This is a genomic window from Faecalicoccus pleomorphus DSM 20574 (genome assembly GCF_000420345.1).
GTDB lineage: Bacteria > Bacillota_I > Bacilli_A > Erysipelotrichales > Erysipelotrichaceae > Faecalicoccus > Faecalicoccus pleomorphus.
In genome coordinates, this window is record NZ_ATUT01000028.1 from 1 (window position 1) to 18,513 (window position 18,513).

Below are 18,513 nucleotides of genomic sequence, written 5' to 3' on the forward strand. Positions count from 1 at the left end.
CAGTACATGATGGGTATGCAGGACAGTTTTGGACGAAGCGGCAAACCAAAAGACTTATTAGCCCGCTATCATTTGGATGCTTCAAGCATTGCCCAGAAGATCAAAGAAATTATGAAGTAAGTACAAAAAAGAAAAATAACTTTAACTAAAATTAAGATAAATCGTTTGTAAGATAATGTTAACTTATGGGCGGTCTTTAATGCAAATGGGGAGCCTAGTCAGTGTTTTGCTGTCTGGCCCCTTTTTGGAGGATAGATATCTAAAAAATCAACTTCTATAACTCGCATACAAATATAAGACAAACAAAACTTTTTAACATTGAAGTTAAAAAGTTTGTATTTTTACAAAGTTTTTTCAATGGATGTTAAAAACTTTTGGATAATGATAGAAGTTAAGGACGATTCGCATAGTCTTTAACTCGTCGAAGGAAAACTTTTGTGGCAGGAGAAAATGTTCTGTATTTCTTTGTAACAATGTATAAATCTACTGAAATTTCAGGTTCAATCCTTTTAAAGACAAGATTTCTTCCAGTCGTATTTACGAGTTTATCTATACTCAACGCATATCCTAGACCTTGTTCTACCATAAAAGTAGCGTTGTAAATCAGATTATAAGTGGCAACGATGTGTAATGAAGCAGAATTAAACCAGTCAACATTTTGATGACCCTGATAGATCTGATCAGACATGATCAAAGGAAGTTCCTTCAGCTGATCGATCTGTATAACATCTTGTTGAGCAAGTAGGCAGTCTTTTGGAACTAATAAACCATAGACATCTTTTTTATGGATATTGATATAGTCGTATTGTTCTCTACGAATCGGTCCCAGCAATAATCCCATATCCACCAATCCTTTATCAATTTTTTCTAAAACGCCATCGGCATTTTCACTGTATGTACGAAAGCGCACATCCGGATATTGATCGTGAAACGCTTTGATCAAAGAGACGATCGCATCCATCGCAACGGTTTCCCCACATCCGATGCAAATTTCACCACTTAATGTTTCTTCTTCGGCCTGTAAAGCAGTCTCTGTATTTTCCAATAGCTCTATGATTTCCTGTGCTCGATTTTTAAGGAAAAATCCTTCTTCCGTCAAAGTAATCTTTCTTTTTCCCCGAACAAATAATTTCTTACCCAGTTGATTTTCCAGATCCATCATCTGTTTTGATAAGGTAGATTGTGTAATATATAGCGTTTTAGCTGCTTTTGTGATGTTTTGTTCCCGTGCCACAGCCAGAAAATATTGTAAAAGTCTTGTTTCAATCATTGTATCACCCTATTTATTTTACCATTCTTTAAAACGATTGTAATCGATAATTAATGACTGTTTGTGATTTTTAAAGAATGGATTTATAGTGAAAATACGAAAGGATGGATCATATGGAAAAGGAAGAGACAAGGCTTCGACAATGCCTTCAGGATTGTGATATGACAAAAGATAAGATTGAAGAATATGTGTGCTGCAAGGATACAGATCAGCTTCGACTTTTACATCAACAAAGAAAGAAGCTGATGGATAAGCTGCATAAGGCGCAGCACAAAGTGGATGTTGTCGATTATATGATCCATCAGGTCAAAGAAAAAGAGGGGTAAAATGACGGTTATAGAAAATCAAAGATTTGATGAAGAACGAGCCTTATATGGAAAGAAGAATTTGACAGTAAAACATTGTCAGTTTGATGGACCGGCTGATGGTGAAAGTGCTTTTAAGGAATGTGAAAATATCAAAGTGGAAGATACTTTTTTGAATCTTCGTTATCCTTTCTGGCATGATCATAGCTTACAGATTTGTAATGCGCAAATGACAGAGAATTGTCGAGCGGCGTTGTGGTATTCCGATCATATTGTGATCAAAGATACGCAAATGCATGGAATCAAGGCACTGAGAGAATGTGATGATGTGATCATCGAAAACTGTGATATTCAATCGCCGGAATTTGGCTGGATGACAAAAAATATCGTGATGAAGGATACGAAAGCAGTCAGTGAATATTTCATGATGCGAGCACAAAATCTGCGATTTGTGAATGTGGAATTTAAAGGGAAGTATTCTTTTCAATATATGAAGAATGCCTATTTTGAAAACTGTGTATTTGATACCAAGGATGCGTTCTGGCATTCAGAAGACGTCTGGGTTAGAAACAGTGTGATCAAAGGAGAATATCTGGCATGGTATTCCAAAGGGCTGGTCTTAGAAAATTGTAAGATCATCGGGACACAGCCGCTTTGTTATTGCGAGGGGTTGAAACTGATTGATTGTGAGATGATCGATACCGATTTATGTTTTGAGAAATCGAAAGTGAACGCAACGATCGTCAATGAAGTAGAAAGTATAAAGAATCCGCTGGATGGCATTATTGAAGTACCGGCTGTTAAAGAGATCATACAAGATGATCCAACATCCAAAGGCAAGATTTTGATTCGATCTTAGGAGGGGCATATGGAATATATAAAACTGGGGAATTCGGATTTAAATGTTTCCCGTATCTGTATGGGATGTATGGGCTTCGGGGATCCAACACGCGGGCAGCATACATGGACCTTAGATGAAACTAAAACACGAAGTATTATTGAACAAGGATTAGCGGCAGGTATTAATTTTTTTGATACTGCGATTGCTTATCAAAGCGGAACGAGTGAACAATATGTAGGAAAAGCTATTCGAGATATGGCACATCGAGATGATATTGTTATTGCGACAAAGTTTCTTCCGCGTAGTGATGAAGAGATTGAAAAAGGGATCTCCGGACAGCAGCATATTGAAAATATGTTAAATCAAAGCTTACAAAATCTGGGAATGGATCATGTTGATCTGTACATTTATCATATGTGGGATTATCGTACTCCGCTGTATGAAATTATGGATGGTTTAAATCACATGGTACAGCAGGGAAAGATACGATATATCGGTATTTCCAATTGTTTCGCATGGCAGCTGGCTAAGGCGAATGCACTAGCTGAAAAAGAAGGTTTTGCGAAATTTATATCCGTGCAAGGTCACTATAATTTGATTTTTAGGGAAGAAGAAAGAGAAATGATTCCCTATTGTAACCAGGAAAATATCGCATTGACACCTTACAGTGCTTTAGCCGGTGGACGACTTTCTAAGTATGTCGGACAGACTTCCAGGCGATTACAGGAAGATAGCTATGCTCATTTAAAATACGATGAAATGGCTGCTTATGATCAAAAAATCATAGATCGTGTTGCGATTCTGGCCAATGAACATCATACTTCAATGACCGCTGTTTCTCTGGCCTGGCTTTTGACTAAAGCGACATCACCAATTGTAGGAATGACTAAACCTAAGCATATACAAGGTGCTGTCGATGCCTGTGATCTAAAGCTGAGTGCAGGAGAAATTGCTTATTTAGAAGAGCCTTATATTCCTCATAAGCTTGTTGGTGTTATGGCACAGAATACCGCAGAAACATCGAATGATAAGCATGTCTGGTCGATAGGTGATCAAAAAATTTAAAGGAGGACAGGATATGGATTATAAACAAACAGATCCGCAGTTTATGGAACGCTTTGAACAATTTGCGTTTGAAGAGGTCGTGCAAAAGGAGGGCCTCAAGCTGGATGTGAAAACACGTTATTTGGCAATTTTGGCATCGTTGATTGGATGTCAGGGCAAGGATGCTTATCGCTTGATGTTGGAAAAAGCATTGAATGAAGGCATGGATCCCGTGATAGTCAAAGAGATGGTGTATCAGGCTCAGGATTATATGGGAATGGGGCGCATGTGGGATTTTTTAAGGATCACCAATGAAGTCTATTTGGAAAAGGAAATTCCTTTATCCTCATACGGGCAGGCGACAACAACCATGGAAGATCGACTGGAAAAAGGGGTACAGGCGCAAGTTGATATTTTTGGGGAAGGCATGCGAGAAGCTTGGAAAAACGGTGTGATCAATTATTGGTTGGCTGATAATTGTTTCGGCGATTACTATACACGAACCGGCCTGAATCTGGCACAAAGAGAAATGATCACCTTTTGTTTTTTGATGGCGCAGGGTGGATGTGAACCACAGCTGATTGCTCACGCCAAAGGGAATATGAATGTTGGCAATGATGCCGATTTTCTTCGTAAGGTCATCGCACAGTGTGTACCTTATATTGGTTATCCGCGAAGTTTGAACGCAATGACGGCGGTGGATAAAGCTATAAAGTAAAAGTATGCAAAGGATCCTTTACGGGATTCTTTTTTGTGTGCAAATAAAAAGATCGGAATCACCGGTCAAGATCATGAAACACAGGCTTCATATGATCAAATGTACAATACTGCTTAAATCCAATTTCCTGTAACATCTTTTTTGAATCTTGTATATAAGCCCCCAGATGTTCTGGTTTATGAGAATCCGAGCCAATCGTAAGGATCGTACCTCCTAAATCTTTATATAGCTCTAAGATTTTATGGGAAGGTGTGGAATCTTTTAAGCCATATCGTTTGGAAGAAGTGTTGACTTCAATGCCTTTTCCATCTGCAATCACTTGTTCTAAAACAGCTTGAATCCATGGCTTTATTTTCTCAAAAGGATAAATTCCCTGTGCATCGTAGCGATTGATCAGATCCATATGTCCTAAAACACTATAATCTTTGTATTGTCGAATAACTTCCAACATTTCTTTATAGTATTCTTCGTTGTATTCTTTTTGTGTTTTACCTTTTTGAAATTCCTGATTCCAGAATTCTTTGTCATGTACCTGATGAATGGAAAGGATGATAAAATCAAAGTCATAGCGATCAAACAATTTCTGAAATTGAGAAATCGTATGTGTCTGCATCCCAAATTCTAAACCGGTTTTGATCGTAATTTGATGACCATACTTCTCTTTCATAGCTTGAATGGTTTTCATATATTCAGGATAGTTGGCATTGGCCATAGGTTCATTGCCGCGATAGATGATCTTTTGGCCACTGTCCCAATCTACTTTAATGCCATAATCTACATGTTCTGTAAAACAAATTTCATCTATTTTCATGGTTATGGCATCTTGAATGACTTTTTCCATAGGGTAGATGGAATCATCGCTAAAAGCAGTATGTACATGATAATCCGCAAACATAAAATCTCGTTAGTTTAAATTAAATTGTTGTGCAACTAAATGAACTTTTAGATTTAATTTTGTATAAAGTTCTTTGTGCAGTTCATAAAAATCCATATTTTGGATTTCTTCTTCTTTTTGTTTGGATGGATAAAACCGATCCAAATAGTAGAAAGTTCCCTGATCTAAAAATCCATATACGATACCGGCAATACCGTTATCTAAACAAATGACTTGTTTCCAGATCTTTTTAGGAGTTACCATCATTATATCTAAAAATTCATTGACTTCCAGGTGTCTCGCAAACATACGTTTTATCCTCCTTACGCTTTTATTATGTTGTATTTTATAAAAAGGACAATCTTTCTTTTGTATCTGCACAAAAACAAAAGATTTTTATCCATAAAATAAAAATTATTTATGGAAAATAGTTTTTAAACAAAGAAAAACAAGAGAATAATTTTTTAGAAGTCAGGATAGATTTTTGAGAAAAAAATAAGAAAGTATAATCATTATTAGTGTTTTTAGATTCAATAAAAAGTACAAAAGATTTTAAAAGCATCATTTTTATAGGGCAAGATATAAAGGAAACAAAGTGAGTCTTGAAAAAGTCACTTTAATAAGTACCATCACATCAGTAAATTGATTGTTTCAAGAAAACAGTAAGCTAGGATTTTAAAGAATGTATAGGGGTTTAAAAATGGAAATTCATTGGAAAGAATAAGAAAGGAAGCACTGAATTGAAGGATTTAAAAAGAGGCCAAATCAAGCCTCTTTGCTCATAATAAATGATTCTATTCTTTAAAATGGATGTTCAGTGTTAGAAACTTTACTCTTCTTTTTTCATATTTGTCAAAGCTAAAAGAATGGATAATTTTCCATATTCAAAGGTTAGACCACCTTGTATATAGGATGTATAAGGTTCCACCATAGGGGCATCGGCACTAAGCTCAATGGTACTTCCCTGAGTAAAGCTTCCTGCTGCCATGACCTCATCAAAAGGATAGCCGGGCATTGGTGCAGGAAGAACACGTACAAAGGAATCGATAGGGCTGGTGGATTGAATACCCTGGGTAAAGTTCACTAAGTTTTCTTTAGAGCCAAGTTCTAAGGTTTGTATGATATCCGTTCGTTTTTCATCATAAGCCGGAGATACATTTTTATAACCCAGTTTTTCCAGCATATAAGAGGCAAAAACAACAGTTTTCAATGCACTTTTTACTGCATTTGGAGCCATGAAAATGCCTTTTAAAAAAGAGCTGTTTAAATTAAAGTTGGCACCTAAGCTTTTACCAATGCCGGGGGCTGTCAGTCTTTCGGCAACATCACGTATCCATTCTTTTTTTCCTGCGATATATCCACCGGTCGTGGCAATACCTCCACCAAGATTCTTCATTAATGAGCCTACAACAACATCGGCCCCCACATGTCCAGGTTCTCTTTTTTCTACCAGTTCGCCATAGCAATTATCAACCATAATGATGACATCTTTATTAACTTCCCGAATCTTTTTGATGATTCTTTCGATCTTGGCGATGCTTAAAGAAAGTCGATGTGAGTATCCTCTCGATCGCTGTATCTCCACCAATCGTACATTGTTTTCTTTTAAACGTTCCAGAATGGTTACATCATCAAAATCATCGTTTATCAAATCAATTTGTTCATACTTTACACCATATGCTTTTAAAGACTGTGAGGAATTTCCATATAATCCGATCATCTCCTGCAATGAATCGTAAGGATCACCGGAAATAGAAATCATGGTATCTCCATGTTTTAAAAGAGCAGATAATGTTAAATACAGTGCGTTGGTTCCGCTCATGATTTGTGGACGCACCAGGGCATCTTCGCAACCTAATACCGAAGCAAAAATTCTCTCGATCTTGTCACGACCTTCATCATAGTTCCCATAGCCGTTGATATCCGCAAAATCGGAATAAGAAACTTGATTCTCAATAAAAGCGGATAAGATTCGATTGGAATTGTATAAACAAATATCATCGATATTTTCATAAATATCTTTTAAAACGGAATCAGATTCTTTTGCCATTGCCAATAAATCCTTGTCAATTTGTTCTAGTATCATAATAACCTCCCGAAATTCACGCAACCTTTATTATACAGGATTGTTGGATATTGAGAATGAATGTTTTTATGAATTGCTTAAAATAGTGTGAGCCTTATGTTTTGTTTTCTTTCATATAGTCTGTTAAAATCTCTTGGACGAGTTGATTATTATTCATTCGAATTGCATATTGTTCTGGTTTTGTATAGCCAAACTAGTCATAGTTAAGATTCCATACGATAGAGAAAAATATATTATAGTTCCATGTATGAATAATAAACTGTTATTGATGAATATGCAGTATGTTAACGAATATATATTATTGAAAGAAGATTGTGATGAGCCAAGCAATACAAATTGGTCAAGTGAAATTGACTGTGGTGAGTTTCCTTTGCTTATTTATGAAGTGTTAAATGAGTATCGTACATTTGATCTTGAAAATATACCAAGGGATGAATTTCATACTTCTTCAAACAGCACTTAGAGAAAATTGTAAATGAACAAAATTGGACAGAGGATGATTTAGAACGCCTGGTGTCTAGTGGAAAGATATTTTATGCAGATGGTTTTGAATAATAAGCAAACGTATTGATTGATGAATATGAAAATGTATCCGATACTATTTTTGAAGTATCATGTACAAATAACACCGTGTATTTTTGTGATATTGAAGGGATAGAAAATGTTCTAAATTAGAAAACATTGCAATATTAGAATTGCCACTTTTACCATTCGAAAACAAAATCTATGATGAATATATTCGTGCTTTGGAAAAACAGTTTAAAATATGGACTTCATTTCTTTTGCTCGTTGCATCACTTCTTTTAAGGATGGTATCGAAATCATACCGCCCATTGTTTCTGTAGAGATCGACGCGGTTAAAGATGCTAATTTGATGACGGTTTCAAGAGGGTAATTGTGGCCTAGAAAATAGACAAAAGCACCATGAAAAATATCACCGGCTCCGGTAGAATCGACGGTTTTAGTTTTAAAGGCAGGGATATGGTAGATTTTCTGATTTTCTTGATAAAGTACGCCATGACCACCAATTGTAATGACGATATGTTTTTTGTTGAGTTCTGCCAGCTTTGAAAAAGTCGCAGATAATTTATTCATATCTTGAATATCAATTTCCTGACCGGTATAGGTGCGACTTAAATCTTCGCTGCATACAAAGTAGTCAACAAGCGGGGCCAGTGTAGAGGTCCATGGTTTTACAGAACCGGCATCCATGACAGAAGTAGCGTTCGGGTATTTTTTAAGAGCTTGTAAGGCAATTTCTGTTTCCCTTCCGTCAATAAGGATGAAATCGGGGTCTTCTTTTGGCCATTTTGGTTCCATATGTGATTCTTGTAAAGGATGGTTAAAAATTGTACGACTTCCGTTTAGGGGATTTGCCAATATGCAACTGATACTGGTGGAAGTGGATGGATCGATCAAAATCGTTTCTGTGGAGATGTTTAATTTATGCAGCTGATCAAGAATTTCTTTTCCCAGAAAATCATCACCTATACGCGCAATCAAAGAAGTATCACTACCCCATTTTGCCAATAAAGCTGCTGCATTTGTAGCTGGAGCACCAATACACTCTGTGCGTTCTTTCATGACATATTTTCTATTTTCAATGATGGTTTCATTCATAGAGAATGTCAGATCATAAACGATCTGACCAACACATAAAATTTTCATGGTTTTATTTTATCATAGATTCGATATAATAAGACGGAAAGTGGGGAATGAGAAATGATAAAAGCGGTTATATTTGATATGGATGGGCTGATGTTTAATACAGAAGCCATGTTTAAAATATTATTTCGAGAAGTGTTGGATCAAAATCATATTCCGGCACCGGAGTCGGTAGTGGAAGCGATGATTGGCTGTGATTCAAGGAGAGTACAGATTTTTGAACAGGAATATCCGGGGATCACGGAGACGATGGCATACTGTCAAAAACATAGAATGGAATACTTTTTTTCGATGTTTAAAGAACCAGGATCGGCCAATATGCCGGGATTACAGGAATTGATCGCATATCTGGATCAGCAGAAGATACCGTATGCGATTGCGTCCAGTTCAGCTCCGGAAGATATTCGAAGAATGGTAGAACATGCAGGGTTTAAAATTTCCTACAAGGTTTTAACAAGTTCTAAAGAAGGGATTCCATCCAAACCGGCACCGGATATCTTTTTGGAAACGGCTAAAAGGTTAAATGTTGATCCGAAAAACTGTCTGGTGCTGGAGGATAGTAAAAATGGAATCATAGCCGCTGCCGGCGCCCATATGCACTCGATTTTTGTCCCGGATCAGATCGTACCGGATGAAGAAATGAAACCGTATATTCAAACAACTTGTCAAAGTTTAAAGGACGTTATAGCATATTTAGAAAATCAACCAGCCATGGTATAATGGCTTATAGGTAAGAGGAGACAGAATGATGAAAAAAGAACTCGTGATCGTTCTCGATTTCGGCGGACAATATAACCAGTTAGTTGCACGCCGTGTACGTGAATGCAATGTGTATTGTGAGATTTACTCGTATAAGACAGATTTGGAAAAAATCAAGGCTATGAATCCCAAAGGAATCATTTTGACCGGTGGCCCTAACAGTTGTTATGAAGCGGATTCGCCAACATATTCTAAAGAATTATTTGAATTGGGAATTCCTGTATTGGGATTGTGCTATGGTGCGCAGCTGATGATGCATATGTTGGGCGGAAAAGTCGAAAAAGCCGATGCTCGTGAATATGGAAAGACGGAAGTCATCATAGATAAAACGGATTCAAAGATTTTTGAAGGAGTCAGTCCGAAAACGATTTGTTGGATGTCTCATTTTGACTATATTTCTAAAGTAGCTCCGGGATTTGAAATTACCAGCCATACGGAAAACTGTCCATGTGCATCGGCAGAAAATGTAGCAGAAAATCTATATGCGATCCAGTTCCATCCGGAAGTGTTGCATACGCAGGAAGGTACAAAGATGTTGTATAACTTTGTACGTAATATATGTGGTTGTGCCGGCGACTGGCGCATGGACTCGTTTGTCGAAGATCAAATCAAGGCCATTCGTGAAAAGGTGGGCGATGGAAAAGTTCTTTGTGCACTGAGTGGCGGCGTGGATTCTTCTGTAGCAGCGGTTTTATTATCCAAAGCCATCGGCAATCAGCTGACTTGTGTCTTTGTGGATCATGGACTGCTTAGAAAAAATGAAGGCGATGAAGTCGAAGCGGTATTTGGACCGGAAGGCCCATATGAGTTAAACTTTATTCGTGTCAATGCCCAGGAGCGTTATTATAGTAAGTTAAAAGGTGTAACAGAACCGGAAGCAAAACGTAAGATCATCGGTGAAGAATTCATCCGTGTGTTTGAAGAAGAAGCCAAAAAGATCGGAGCAGTGGACTTCCTGGTACAGGGAACGATTTATCCGGATGTCGTAGAGAGTGGTTTAGGTGGCGAAAGTGCTGTCATTAAATCGCATCACAATGTCGGTGGTTTACCGGATCATGTCGATTTCAAAGAAATTATAGAGCCTTTACGTGATTTGTTTAAAGATGAAGTACGTAAAGCCGGCTTGGAATTGGGCATTCCGGAAAACTTGGTATTCCGTCAACCTTTCCCAGGTCCAGGTTTAGGTATTCGTATCATTGGTGAAGTAACGGCAGACAAGGTGCGTATCGTACAGGATGCTGATGCGATTTACCGCGAAGAGATTGCCAAGGCTGGACTTGATCGTGAAATCGGGCAGTATTTTGCGGCGTTGACCAATATGCGCTCTGTTGGTGTCATGGGCGATGAAAGAACATATGATTATGCCATTGCCTTGCGTGCTGTCAACACAATTGACTTTATGACAGCCGAATCGGCGCAGATTCCTTATGAGGTATTAAATAAGGTGATGTCCAGAATTATCAATGAGGTGCGTGGGGTCAATCGTGTTATGTATGACTTGACGAGCAAGCCACCGGGGACGATAGAGTTCGAATAGTACAAAATCACCTTGAAGCCCTTTATTTAAGGGCTTTTTTGATTCCCTTTTGGGCCCGTGAAAACATTTTGAAAACACGCATTTCAATTTTAGGGCATTTTTTGTCATTTTTTAACACCAAAAAGTGCAAAACTTTGTGAAAAAACCTCTAAAAAGTACCAAAAAATCGTATGCTAGTACCAAGTGGCTTTCAGGTGTTTACTTCTTAAAAATGGCTTGGATGTCAGGCTTTGGACGAACAGATACTAATCTATGCTCAAAGGCCAGATGCTATTGCTGTTTTAGAAATCGAGAAATGGAACAATCGTTTTGGAAGATGGGTCAATAAAGGTGCTAAAGGTATCGGAAACAAAAGCTTTTGATATGGAAGGGGCTCTCAAACAAGTACAAAAGCTCATTGATGGAGGAATGAAAACCAAAGAAGACATCAAACGAGTAGCCCAGGAAATGAATGGTTCTAAAAATGAGCTGTATGATGCTTATCATAAACACATTTGATCTTGCGAAAGCAGGATCTTTTTTTTGAGATGGAAAAATGCAGTTTTGGATCTATTTTTGTTCCTGATCTTTTCAATATTCGATAAAAATCAGGTATAATTATTTTAAGGTGTGATCATGAAGAAATTGTATAAATATCTATTAGATGCAGTGGTGGTTTCCACGGTACTTGCCTGCAGTGCATGTGCAAGTATGCCGGTTGCAGATCCTGCGGTAGAAGGGGATCAGCCGGAAACGCTAGAAAAAATTACTATACCTGCTTCGATATTTGAGTTCGCAAATTCTGATATCGAGGATAATTTTGAAGAGTTCAGTGATTATTGTTATAGCGTAGAGCGGGATGGAAACGATCTGATCCTTGGAGTTACGCCGCCGCAAAAAGAAGAACTTATAGAAATGTATGCTGCTTCCATTGACGATGTGCTTGAAACAATGACAGAAGAAGAACCAGGATACTATGTGGAGACCGATAAGGATCACAGCCGGTTCGTATATCATTACGATGAAAAAATTGATAATGTTCTGCAGGCGAGAATGCTGTTGACAATTACGACTTCGGACGTTTTGATCGGAATCTTAGAGACTAAAGATCCAAACTGGAATGTACAGGCCAGGATCGTGAATTGTCATACCGGACTGGCTGTCGGGGAAACCACATTTCCGCAGGGGAGCATTACTTTTGGACCGGATGAATGGAAGGCCAGTTACGATAACGGCGCATGGCTCAAAACAAAACAAGAAGAAGTTATGGCTATGACAGGTCTTGGCGGCACGGCTTATGAGGAATTGACGGATACCCAGAAAGGAGTCGTCACCTCTGTTGGGCAGATGATGGATTGGATCGAAGGAAAATATGGACAAAAATTCCATTACATATCCTATGTGCCAGGCGATGCACTTGAGCAGGAGCATCTGAAAGTCTATCCGGAACAGGGGGATGAATCGGATGTTGTAACCGTGTATCGCACTTATGAAAACGGACGTTACCAGTATGAAGACGATTACGGATCCATTTTGGTACGGCCTTCGTATGAAGAACAGATTCTTACATTCGCAAAAGAGTACTTGCCTTTAGAAGGAATAAAGATCTATACAGAAGTAAAGGGTGGTACAAGCAATGTGCCTAGAGAAGGTTCTATTTTGAATACTGTTTCGGCTGCGACATATATTTTTATGAATGAAGACTTGTGTTTTCAACAGTACGAAGCATTTCTAAAGGCAGTGCCGGATTGGCTTACAGAGAACTGCCAGGGTGTGCCGGCCGGGATCTATGTACGGATGGCAAATTCTGAAGATTGGAAGCAGATCGACAGATCGAATTATGAAGATAAGCTTCGGGAAGATATCTATACCAAAGAAGCAGAGTGTGCGATCTCCGGCAGCGGGAAAGTGACAGTGAATTAGTCAAGGGGAAAAATGTTATGAGGAAGATTCTATTGTTTATGGTATGTTGCACTTTAGTGTGTGGCCTGAATGGATGCACTTTCTTCGGGAGCGGATCATCCAATGAATTTCGTTCAGATGAAGAATTGGCTGATGAAATGATAGAAAAAATTATTGCTTGCGTAGAAAAGGAAGATGCAGAGGGTCTGACAGAATTATTTTCGCCATATGCCAAGGATAGTACATTAAAATTAGCGGAACAGGAAGAAGACTTCATAGATTTTTTTCAAGGCGAATGTGAAAGCTGGAAAGGAAATGCAAGTTCTCAGGAAAAAAGTGAACACGGAAAAACGATCTGGCGAAAACTGAGAGGGCATTATTCAATCATCACGGATGAAGCGCAGTATGAAATAGCCTATACTTATATTCCTTTTCACAGAGAAGAACCGGATAAAGAAGGACTTACCGCAATAGAGATCACTACGGAAGAAAACTTTGACAAGGAGGATTTTCTCTGGAGTTTGGACCAGCGACCAGGAATCTATGTGACTGAAGAGGGAGAAGAGGATCTCTCAAGACAGAAGCAGATCACTCCTGAAGAACTGATCCAGGCAGCAGATCTTACAAAAGAACAGTATAGCGGCGTTGATCTCGAACAGTTTATTGAAGATTTCTCTGTGACGAAAGAAGATGTGAATACACTCAATATACCTTTGCTTCTGAAAGAATACGAACCAGATTACAAGGGCCGAGTGATCGATGTGAGTTATCTTCTTGAAGACGATATAGAAAGCCGTACATCGGATTTTACTCGTGATGCAATTGCGATCGCTTTCATGGAAAACAAGAATACAAGTACAGAATGTGTCTATTATGATTTGTTACAGGATAGACGATATCAAACATCCGATGCGTATCTCTTTGACAATCTGTATCAGACACAGGCAGGATATTATAGTAATGGACAACAAATTTTGCAGGGACTGGATAAGTACAAAGTTTTCACTTGGGAATCCAAAACGGATGAAGAAGAAATCACAGATCCTCAATCCATGGTACTGGCAATAGAATATGCAGACGGAACCGTGTTCCGTATAGAAGCATCGGGTTTACTCTCTCAGGTGCTGCCAGGGGCGTATAAGGAAGTAAGAGAAATGCTTTTGTCAGGAGAATACAACAAAAGCTAGAGAAATATCTAAGGAGAAAAACAACGTGAACAAAGTATTTGAAGATGATTTTCTGGATGTACAGTCACGAATCATTGCACTGTGTGTCGAATTCGCGGATAACAAGGCCGATAAGGTTTATGCCTATGGTTCCATTGAAGAAAACAGTATTTCTTTTAATGCATTTTTCAACAATGGCGGCCAAATCAAAACGACCAATAATGTAGTAACCGATACAGACACAATATGGGATTTTCTGGATTTAGGGGAATCGGATCTTGAGAAGATAAAAGAAATATGCATCCACTATGGAAAACCTGTTCCTACAGAATTAAAAATGATATATGACTGTAAAACCGGTCAAATAGACACAAAATATCAATATAACAGTATCTGTTCTGCAAAGACAGGGATCGATTCCAGTGAGATTTTTTTGAAGTGGTTAGATGAGGTGCGCAATGGAAGAGATAAAACAACATTGTGAGAAGGTGATCCAGATGCTTCGCTTGGATTATCCTGCGCAGTTACAATATCCGGGAAGCATCAAAAAAATATATGATGTTATGTTGCAGATCCTATCTTGCGATGAACTTCCTGATGTTGACTGGGTAGGCATGGTGCGCTGTTTTGTCGATGAAACTACGGATTATCAAAATCCGGTCCTCTTTGAGATCGATAAAATTGCGAAGCTGTCAAAGGAAAAATAATGAAGCAGTTGAGAAAAACAGAATGGCAAAAAGGATATCTCATTAAGAAAAACCTGGCTCTGTGTGCGTGGGTATTGATGTTGCTCGCAGGCTTTGCCGGAATATTGTCGCACCCGGAGAATATTCCATCGCTGGTGGCGTGTGTCCTTGCCTTGGCGGGTGCAGGCCTAACATTGCCGCGCCTGATCAGATATTGCAGAAAAACATACCATAGTATGCCCGCTTTGAACAGGCGGCTTACAAAAGAAGAGCAGGAAGAGCTGGTCGAACACGTTGAAATAAGAGAATGCTTACGTAATAATGGCTAAATCGATATATGCAGCCTGGAAAACATAGATGGACTGCAGCGTATGAACGAGCTCATTGACCAGCTCCAGAAAAAAAGGGGCGGAAATTGTACTGTACGAGGATGACAGAGTTGTAGAAACTGAATTCCTAAAAAATATCATTGAAGCACACTTTGATTCAGAAAGGTATCTGCAGGAAAAGGACGATAAAGTTATTGAGCAAGATTAGTGATTTGAGGAGGAAGATTTATGAGGATCACAGACATTTTTGATGCCGTAAGAGATGGAACTTACTTTGACTTTATGGATTTTTATTCCGGAAATCCGAATTTGTTCAATAAGTATGCAGGGATGAGTCTGCTTCAATTGTCTGTTGTCAATGACCGTTATCCAGATGAAAAAATAAAGATCCTTCGTTTTTTGATTTCTGAGGGAGCGGATGTTAACTTTCTGAGTCCAAAAGATCAAAGAAATGCGCTGCATATATTTTATTTTTCTGTTTTAAGACCTGAGCCTCAGTACATGTTAAAAATAACGCAGCTTCTGATTGCGGCTGGAGTGGATATCAATAAAAAAGATAAATATGGCGCGATACCGCTGCAGTATGCGATTACCGCTGTGAAACTGCCGACGAAGACAATCATGCCGGTATATCAATATTTGATGGATCGAGGATCAAATATTTGTGAAAAAGATAACTTTGGCAAAACTTGCCTTGATTATGCTGAAGAATTTTCATGGAGAAATGATTTGATCCATTTGTTGGAAGGGAACAATATATTCTAAATATGAAAAGGTTAAAAAAACAGGAAATCATTTTTTTTGTTCTTGTATTGGCAGTCATAGCCGCTGGTCTGCTTCTGCCCAAAACAGGAGAACTGGTACTGCTGGATGAATTTTGTGATCTATCAGTTATATGGATCGTTTGTGCTTATCTGGTCATCCGGGTGGTGCGAAACAGGACTTTGCTGTCGGCTTCCAGAAAGGCTCTGGGAGCAGGCGTTGTTATCGTGTGTTTTGCTTTAGCGCTCTGGTTTTCTAAGGATCTGGTGCTTGATTTGTCGTCAGGTTCGCAAACGGTTGAATTAAAGGATATACAAGTCAGCGAATCTTTGGCACATACGGGAATTTTTTCGCACCATTATTATCTGACTGGTTCTGATAATGAGGATGAAATTCTTCGATTAGAGATTTCGGGCGAAGACTATGGCAGGCTGCAACAGGGTCAAACCGTAAGGGTCGAGTACTATAAACATACGGGGCGGATCGTGAAGGTGGATTGAAAAGAAGTAGATTTATTTTTGGTTTTATGCTAAATTTTTTTCCTAAAGAAATAAAAGCGACAAATTGAAATGAGGAATGGAAATGAAAAAGAAGATTTCACGTGGCGATTTGTTCTATTACGATTTTGGAGAAAGAGAAGGATCGATTCAATCTGGAGTGCGTCCGGTATTGGTTGTCCAAGCTAATGAGTTTAATACCAACGCTCCAACTATTATCGTTGCTTCGCTTACTACAGTATTAAAGAAAAGATACTTACCGTCGCACATAATATTAGGTAAGGAATTTGGCTTAAAGAAACCGTCAATGGTATTGCTCGAACAGATCCAGACAATCACAATAGGTTTCGCTCAAAAACAATTGCGTTCAGAGTATCGCCTGAAGAAGATGAACAGATAAATATTGCGGTGTCTTTAACAGGGTTATCTAAACAAGATTTTATTACAAGCAAACTATTGGATAGAACGATTAATGTGCAAGCTAATTGTAAAGTTCATAGAGCTGTGTTTGATCGGCTTGGTGAAGTTCTTGATGAATTAAAAAGACTGGAACCATCAGACGATATAGATGATGAATTAATGGATAATATATCGCTTATATTGACAGTAGCTAATGGGCTTTATAATCCAGAAAATCATATTGAAAGTCAGTAAACCTTTATAGGATTGCTATTTGGATTTATAGAATTGCCATTTGGCTACAAACTTTAAAGGTATTTAGTTGTTTGCTATAATTAGCTTAAAATGTGGAGCGATTAATTTATTTATGTGAGGAGGGCCGACTTGCAATATAAGGTATATGGTAAACAAAACCGAGATGTGATTGTTCTTCTGCACGGTGGAGGCTTATCGTGGTGGAATTATCGAGAAATCTCTGAATTACTTCAAAATGATTTACAGATAATTATCCCAATACTAGACGGACACACAGGCAGCGATAAAGATTTTACTTCAATCGAAGATAATGCCACCGAAATCATTTCTTTCATTGATAGGAATTTTGGTGGCTCGGTATTATTGATTGGCGGGTTATCTCTTGGTGGGCAAATACTAGTTGAAATGTTATCTCAGCGAAAAAACATCTGTCGTTATGCAATTGTAGAAAGCGCATCAGTTATTCCGTCTAAACTAACTTATTCTCTGATACGACCAACATTTGGAACGAGTTATGGACTGATCAAACAAAAGTGGTTTTCTAAATTACAATTTCGTTCGCTTCGAATAAAACCAGAACTGTTCGATGACTATTATCAAGACACTTGTGGTATCACAAAGCAAAATATGATTGCTTTCTTACAAGAAAGCTCTATGTATTCTATGAAAAAAACTCTTGGTGAGTGTACAGCGAAGGTTCATCTGTTTGTTGGAGAGCGAGAAAATAAACGTATCTTATTTTCTGCAAAAAAGATCAGAGAAGTGATCAAAAATTGTGATTTACACATACTCCCGTCTATGTATCACGGTGAATTTTCTATTAACCAGGCTGATCGTTATGCAAAAGAGTTATATGACATTATAAAATCGCATTGATTGTCTGGTTTCCGACTAAGTTACGGTTAAACAGTACTTTCAAGAAAGAATTATTTAGTACCCTAATGGAAGCTGCTAGCCATCAGGAACTATTCCAAACGAACAGTTGCAACGATTTTTGCAACAAAAAATATGATAGACAAAATAAGATATAGATAATAAGGATGAAACAAGCCAAAATAGCTATCATTTGGATAATAAATATCAGGTAGCGTCAAGAATTATGTGTAAAAGTATATCCTTGGTAAAGCAGATTAGCTCTTGAACCAATCTTCTCTAGTTGTTTGTCCAAAACCTCTATGTACGTGATTCATGTTTTTCTCGTTGTAACGATTGAATTGAATCACAAGGTATTTCTCTTCAGATTTTTCCGTTGGAAATTGTTCTTTCTTTTTGAAACTTCGTTTTAATTGTTTATTGTTTCCTTCAATCAGATTTGTTGAATAAATCGTATGCCTAACACTTTCTGGATAATCATAGAATGTAAACAGATAGTCATTGTTGCTGAGACTTTTCACCATTGATGGATATTTGTGTTTCCACTTATCGATGAATTTCTTTAG

The 18,513-nt window shown here is 38.1% G+C and carries 25 protein-coding genes; 19 read left to right on the top strand and 6 right to left on the bottom strand.

Going from position 1 to position 18,513, the window contains the following annotated elements; all coding sequences use genetic code 11:
- Positions 1–391: 391 nt before the first annotated feature.
- A complete protein-coding gene (locus G413_RS0109690) occupies positions 392–1,270 on the bottom strand; it encodes a LysR family transcriptional regulator (RefSeq protein WP_022790676.1) in 879 nt (292 codons plus the stop codon).
- Between the two features lie 113 nt (positions 1,271–1,383).
- On the opposite strand from G413_RS0109690, the gene G413_RS11485 reads away from it, so the two are divergent.
- The 4 genes from G413_RS11485 to G413_RS0109710 are packed head-to-tail and all read left to right on the top strand — an operon-like array spanning position 1,384 to position 4,178.
- Positions 1,384–1,596 carry a hypothetical protein gene (locus tag G413_RS11485; RefSeq protein ID WP_037614740.1) on the top strand — a complete coding sequence of 71 codons (213 nt, stop codon included), beginning with the start codon at positions 1,384–1,386 and terminating at the stop codon, positions 1,594–1,596.
- Between the two features lies 1 nt (position 1,597).
- Entirely contained in the window at positions 1,598–2,434 is an 837-nt protein-coding gene (locus G413_RS0109700; RefSeq protein ID WP_022790677.1) for a DUF3737 family protein, read from the top strand.
- A gap of 9 nt (positions 2,435–2,443) precedes the next feature.
- Positions 2,444–3,481, top strand: coding sequence for an aldo/keto reductase (locus G413_RS0109705; RefSeq protein WP_022790678.1), 1,038 nt, complete (start codon positions 2,444–2,446; stop codon positions 3,479–3,481).
- 13 nt (positions 3,482–3,494) lie between these two features.
- Positions 3,495–4,178, top strand: a complete 684-nt coding sequence (locus G413_RS0109710; protein WP_022790679.1) for a carboxymuconolactone decarboxylase family protein — start codon at positions 3,495–3,497, stop codon at positions 4,176–4,178.
- Between the two features lie 58 nt (positions 4,179–4,236).
- Here the strand turns inward: G413_RS0109710 and G413_RS0109715 are convergent, their stop codons facing one another.
- The 3 genes from G413_RS0109715 to G413_RS0109725 all read right to left on the bottom strand — a co-directional run bounded on the left by G413_RS0109715 (position 4,237) and on the right by G413_RS0109725 (position 7,138).
- Complete coding sequence (locus tag G413_RS0109715; RefSeq protein WP_022790680.1) at positions 4,237–5,073, bottom strand: histidinol-phosphatase HisJ family protein; 837 nt, start codon at positions 5,071–5,073, stop codon at positions 4,237–4,239.
- A 9-nt stretch (positions 5,074–5,082) separates the two neighbouring features.
- Positions 5,083–5,361 carry a hypothetical protein gene (locus G413_RS0109720; protein WP_022790681.1) on the bottom strand — a complete coding sequence of 93 codons (279 nt, stop codon included), beginning with the start codon at positions 5,359–5,361 and terminating at the stop codon, positions 5,083–5,085.
- Between the two features lie 520 nt (positions 5,362–5,881).
- The gene (locus tag G413_RS0109725) at positions 5,882–7,138 is read right to left on the bottom strand and encodes a methionine gamma-lyase family protein (protein ID WP_022790682.1); all 1,257 of its coding nucleotides are present in this window, start codon (positions 7,136–7,138) and stop codon (positions 5,882–5,884) included.
- Between the two features lie 247 nt (positions 7,139–7,385).
- Here G413_RS0109725 and G413_RS0109730 point away from each other — a divergent pair, with 247 nt between their 5' ends.
- Positions 7,386–7,601, top strand: coding sequence for a hypothetical protein (locus G413_RS0109730; RefSeq protein WP_022790683.1), 216 nt, complete (start codon positions 7,386–7,388; stop codon positions 7,599–7,601).
- Between the two features lie 296 nt (positions 7,602–7,897).
- Here the strand turns inward: G413_RS0109730 and G413_RS0109735 are convergent, their stop codons facing one another.
- Complete coding sequence (locus tag G413_RS0109735; protein ID WP_022790684.1) at positions 7,898–8,806, bottom strand: carbohydrate kinase family protein; 909 nt, start codon at positions 8,804–8,806, stop codon at positions 7,898–7,900.
- A 54-nt stretch (positions 8,807–8,860) separates the two neighbouring features.
- Between G413_RS0109735 and G413_RS0109740 the strand changes: the two genes are divergently transcribed.
- From G413_RS0109740 to G413_RS0109805, 14 genes are all read left to right on the top strand, one after another.
- On the top strand, positions 8,861–9,523 hold the full coding sequence (locus tag G413_RS0109740) for an HAD family hydrolase (RefSeq protein ID WP_022790685.1): 663 nt from the start codon (positions 8,861–8,863) through the stop codon (positions 9,521–9,523).
- A 28-nt stretch (positions 9,524–9,551) separates the two neighbouring features.
- Positions 9,552–11,099: a glutamine-hydrolyzing GMP synthase gene (guaA, locus tag G413_RS0109745; protein ID WP_022790686.1), complete on the top strand. Its 1,548-nt coding sequence runs from the start codon at positions 9,552–9,554 to the stop codon at positions 11,097–11,099.
- Between the two features lie 230 nt (positions 11,100–11,329).
- Positions 11,330–11,461: a hypothetical protein gene (locus tag G413_RS12525; protein WP_267471871.1), complete on the top strand. Its 132-nt coding sequence runs from the start codon at positions 11,330–11,332 to the stop codon at positions 11,459–11,461.
- Between the two features lies 1 nt (position 11,462).
- Positions 11,463–11,597: a hypothetical protein gene (locus G413_RS12530; protein WP_015536445.1), complete on the top strand. Its 135-nt coding sequence runs from the start codon at positions 11,463–11,465 to the stop codon at positions 11,595–11,597.
- 117 nt (positions 11,598–11,714) lie between these two features.
- A complete protein-coding gene (locus G413_RS0109755; RefSeq protein ID WP_022790688.1) occupies positions 11,715–13,001 on the top strand; it encodes a hypothetical protein in 1,287 nt (428 codons plus the stop codon).
- 17 nt (positions 13,002–13,018) lie between these two features.
- Positions 13,019–14,167, top strand: a complete 1,149-nt coding sequence (locus G413_RS0109760) for a DUF5104 domain-containing protein (protein ID WP_081637667.1) — start codon at positions 13,019–13,021, stop codon at positions 14,165–14,167.
- Between the two features lie 25 nt (positions 14,168–14,192).
- Positions 14,193–14,630, top strand: coding sequence for a hypothetical protein (locus tag G413_RS0109765; RefSeq protein ID WP_022790690.1), 438 nt, complete (start codon positions 14,193–14,195; stop codon positions 14,628–14,630).
- Positions 14,605–14,853, top strand: coding sequence for a hypothetical protein (locus G413_RS0109770; protein ID WP_022356677.1), 249 nt, complete (start codon positions 14,605–14,607; stop codon positions 14,851–14,853). The genes G413_RS0109765 and G413_RS0109770 overlap by 26 nt, the downstream gene beginning before the upstream one ends.
- On the top strand, positions 14,853–15,161 hold the full coding sequence (locus G413_RS0109775) for a hypothetical protein (RefSeq protein ID WP_015536441.1): 309 nt from the start codon (positions 14,853–14,855) through the stop codon (positions 15,159–15,161). The genes G413_RS0109770 and G413_RS0109775 overlap by 1 nt, the downstream gene beginning before the upstream one ends.
- Before the next feature lie 228 nt (positions 15,162–15,389).
- Positions 15,390–15,926, top strand: coding sequence for an ankyrin repeat domain-containing protein (locus G413_RS0109785; protein ID WP_015536439.1), 537 nt, complete (start codon positions 15,390–15,392; stop codon positions 15,924–15,926).
- A gap of 2 nt (positions 15,927–15,928) precedes the next feature.
- A complete protein-coding gene (locus G413_RS0109790; RefSeq protein WP_022790692.1) occupies positions 15,929–16,423 on the top strand; it encodes a hypothetical protein in 495 nt (164 codons plus the stop codon).
- Between the two features lie 82 nt (positions 16,424–16,505).
- Complete coding sequence (locus G413_RS11490; RefSeq protein ID WP_022790693.1) at positions 16,506–16,820, top strand: type II toxin-antitoxin system PemK/MazF family toxin; 315 nt, start codon at positions 16,506–16,508, stop codon at positions 16,818–16,820.
- Between the two features lie 8 nt (positions 16,821–16,828).
- Positions 16,829–17,074 (top strand): hypothetical protein, encoded by a 246-nt coding sequence (locus tag G413_RS0109800; protein ID WP_022790694.1) that lies wholly within the window; start codon positions 16,829–16,831, stop codon positions 17,072–17,074.
- Between the two features lie 129 nt (positions 17,075–17,203).
- Positions 17,204–17,950: an alpha/beta fold hydrolase gene (locus tag G413_RS0109805; protein WP_022790695.1), complete on the top strand. Its 747-nt coding sequence runs from the start codon at positions 17,204–17,206 to the stop codon at positions 17,948–17,950.
- A 254-nt stretch (positions 17,951–18,204) separates the two neighbouring features.
- Here G413_RS0109805 and G413_RS0109810 read toward each other — a convergent pair.
- Positions 18,205–18,513 (bottom strand): transposase (locus G413_RS0109810; protein ID WP_022790696.1); only part of this gene is annotated, 309 nt, incomplete at its 5' end.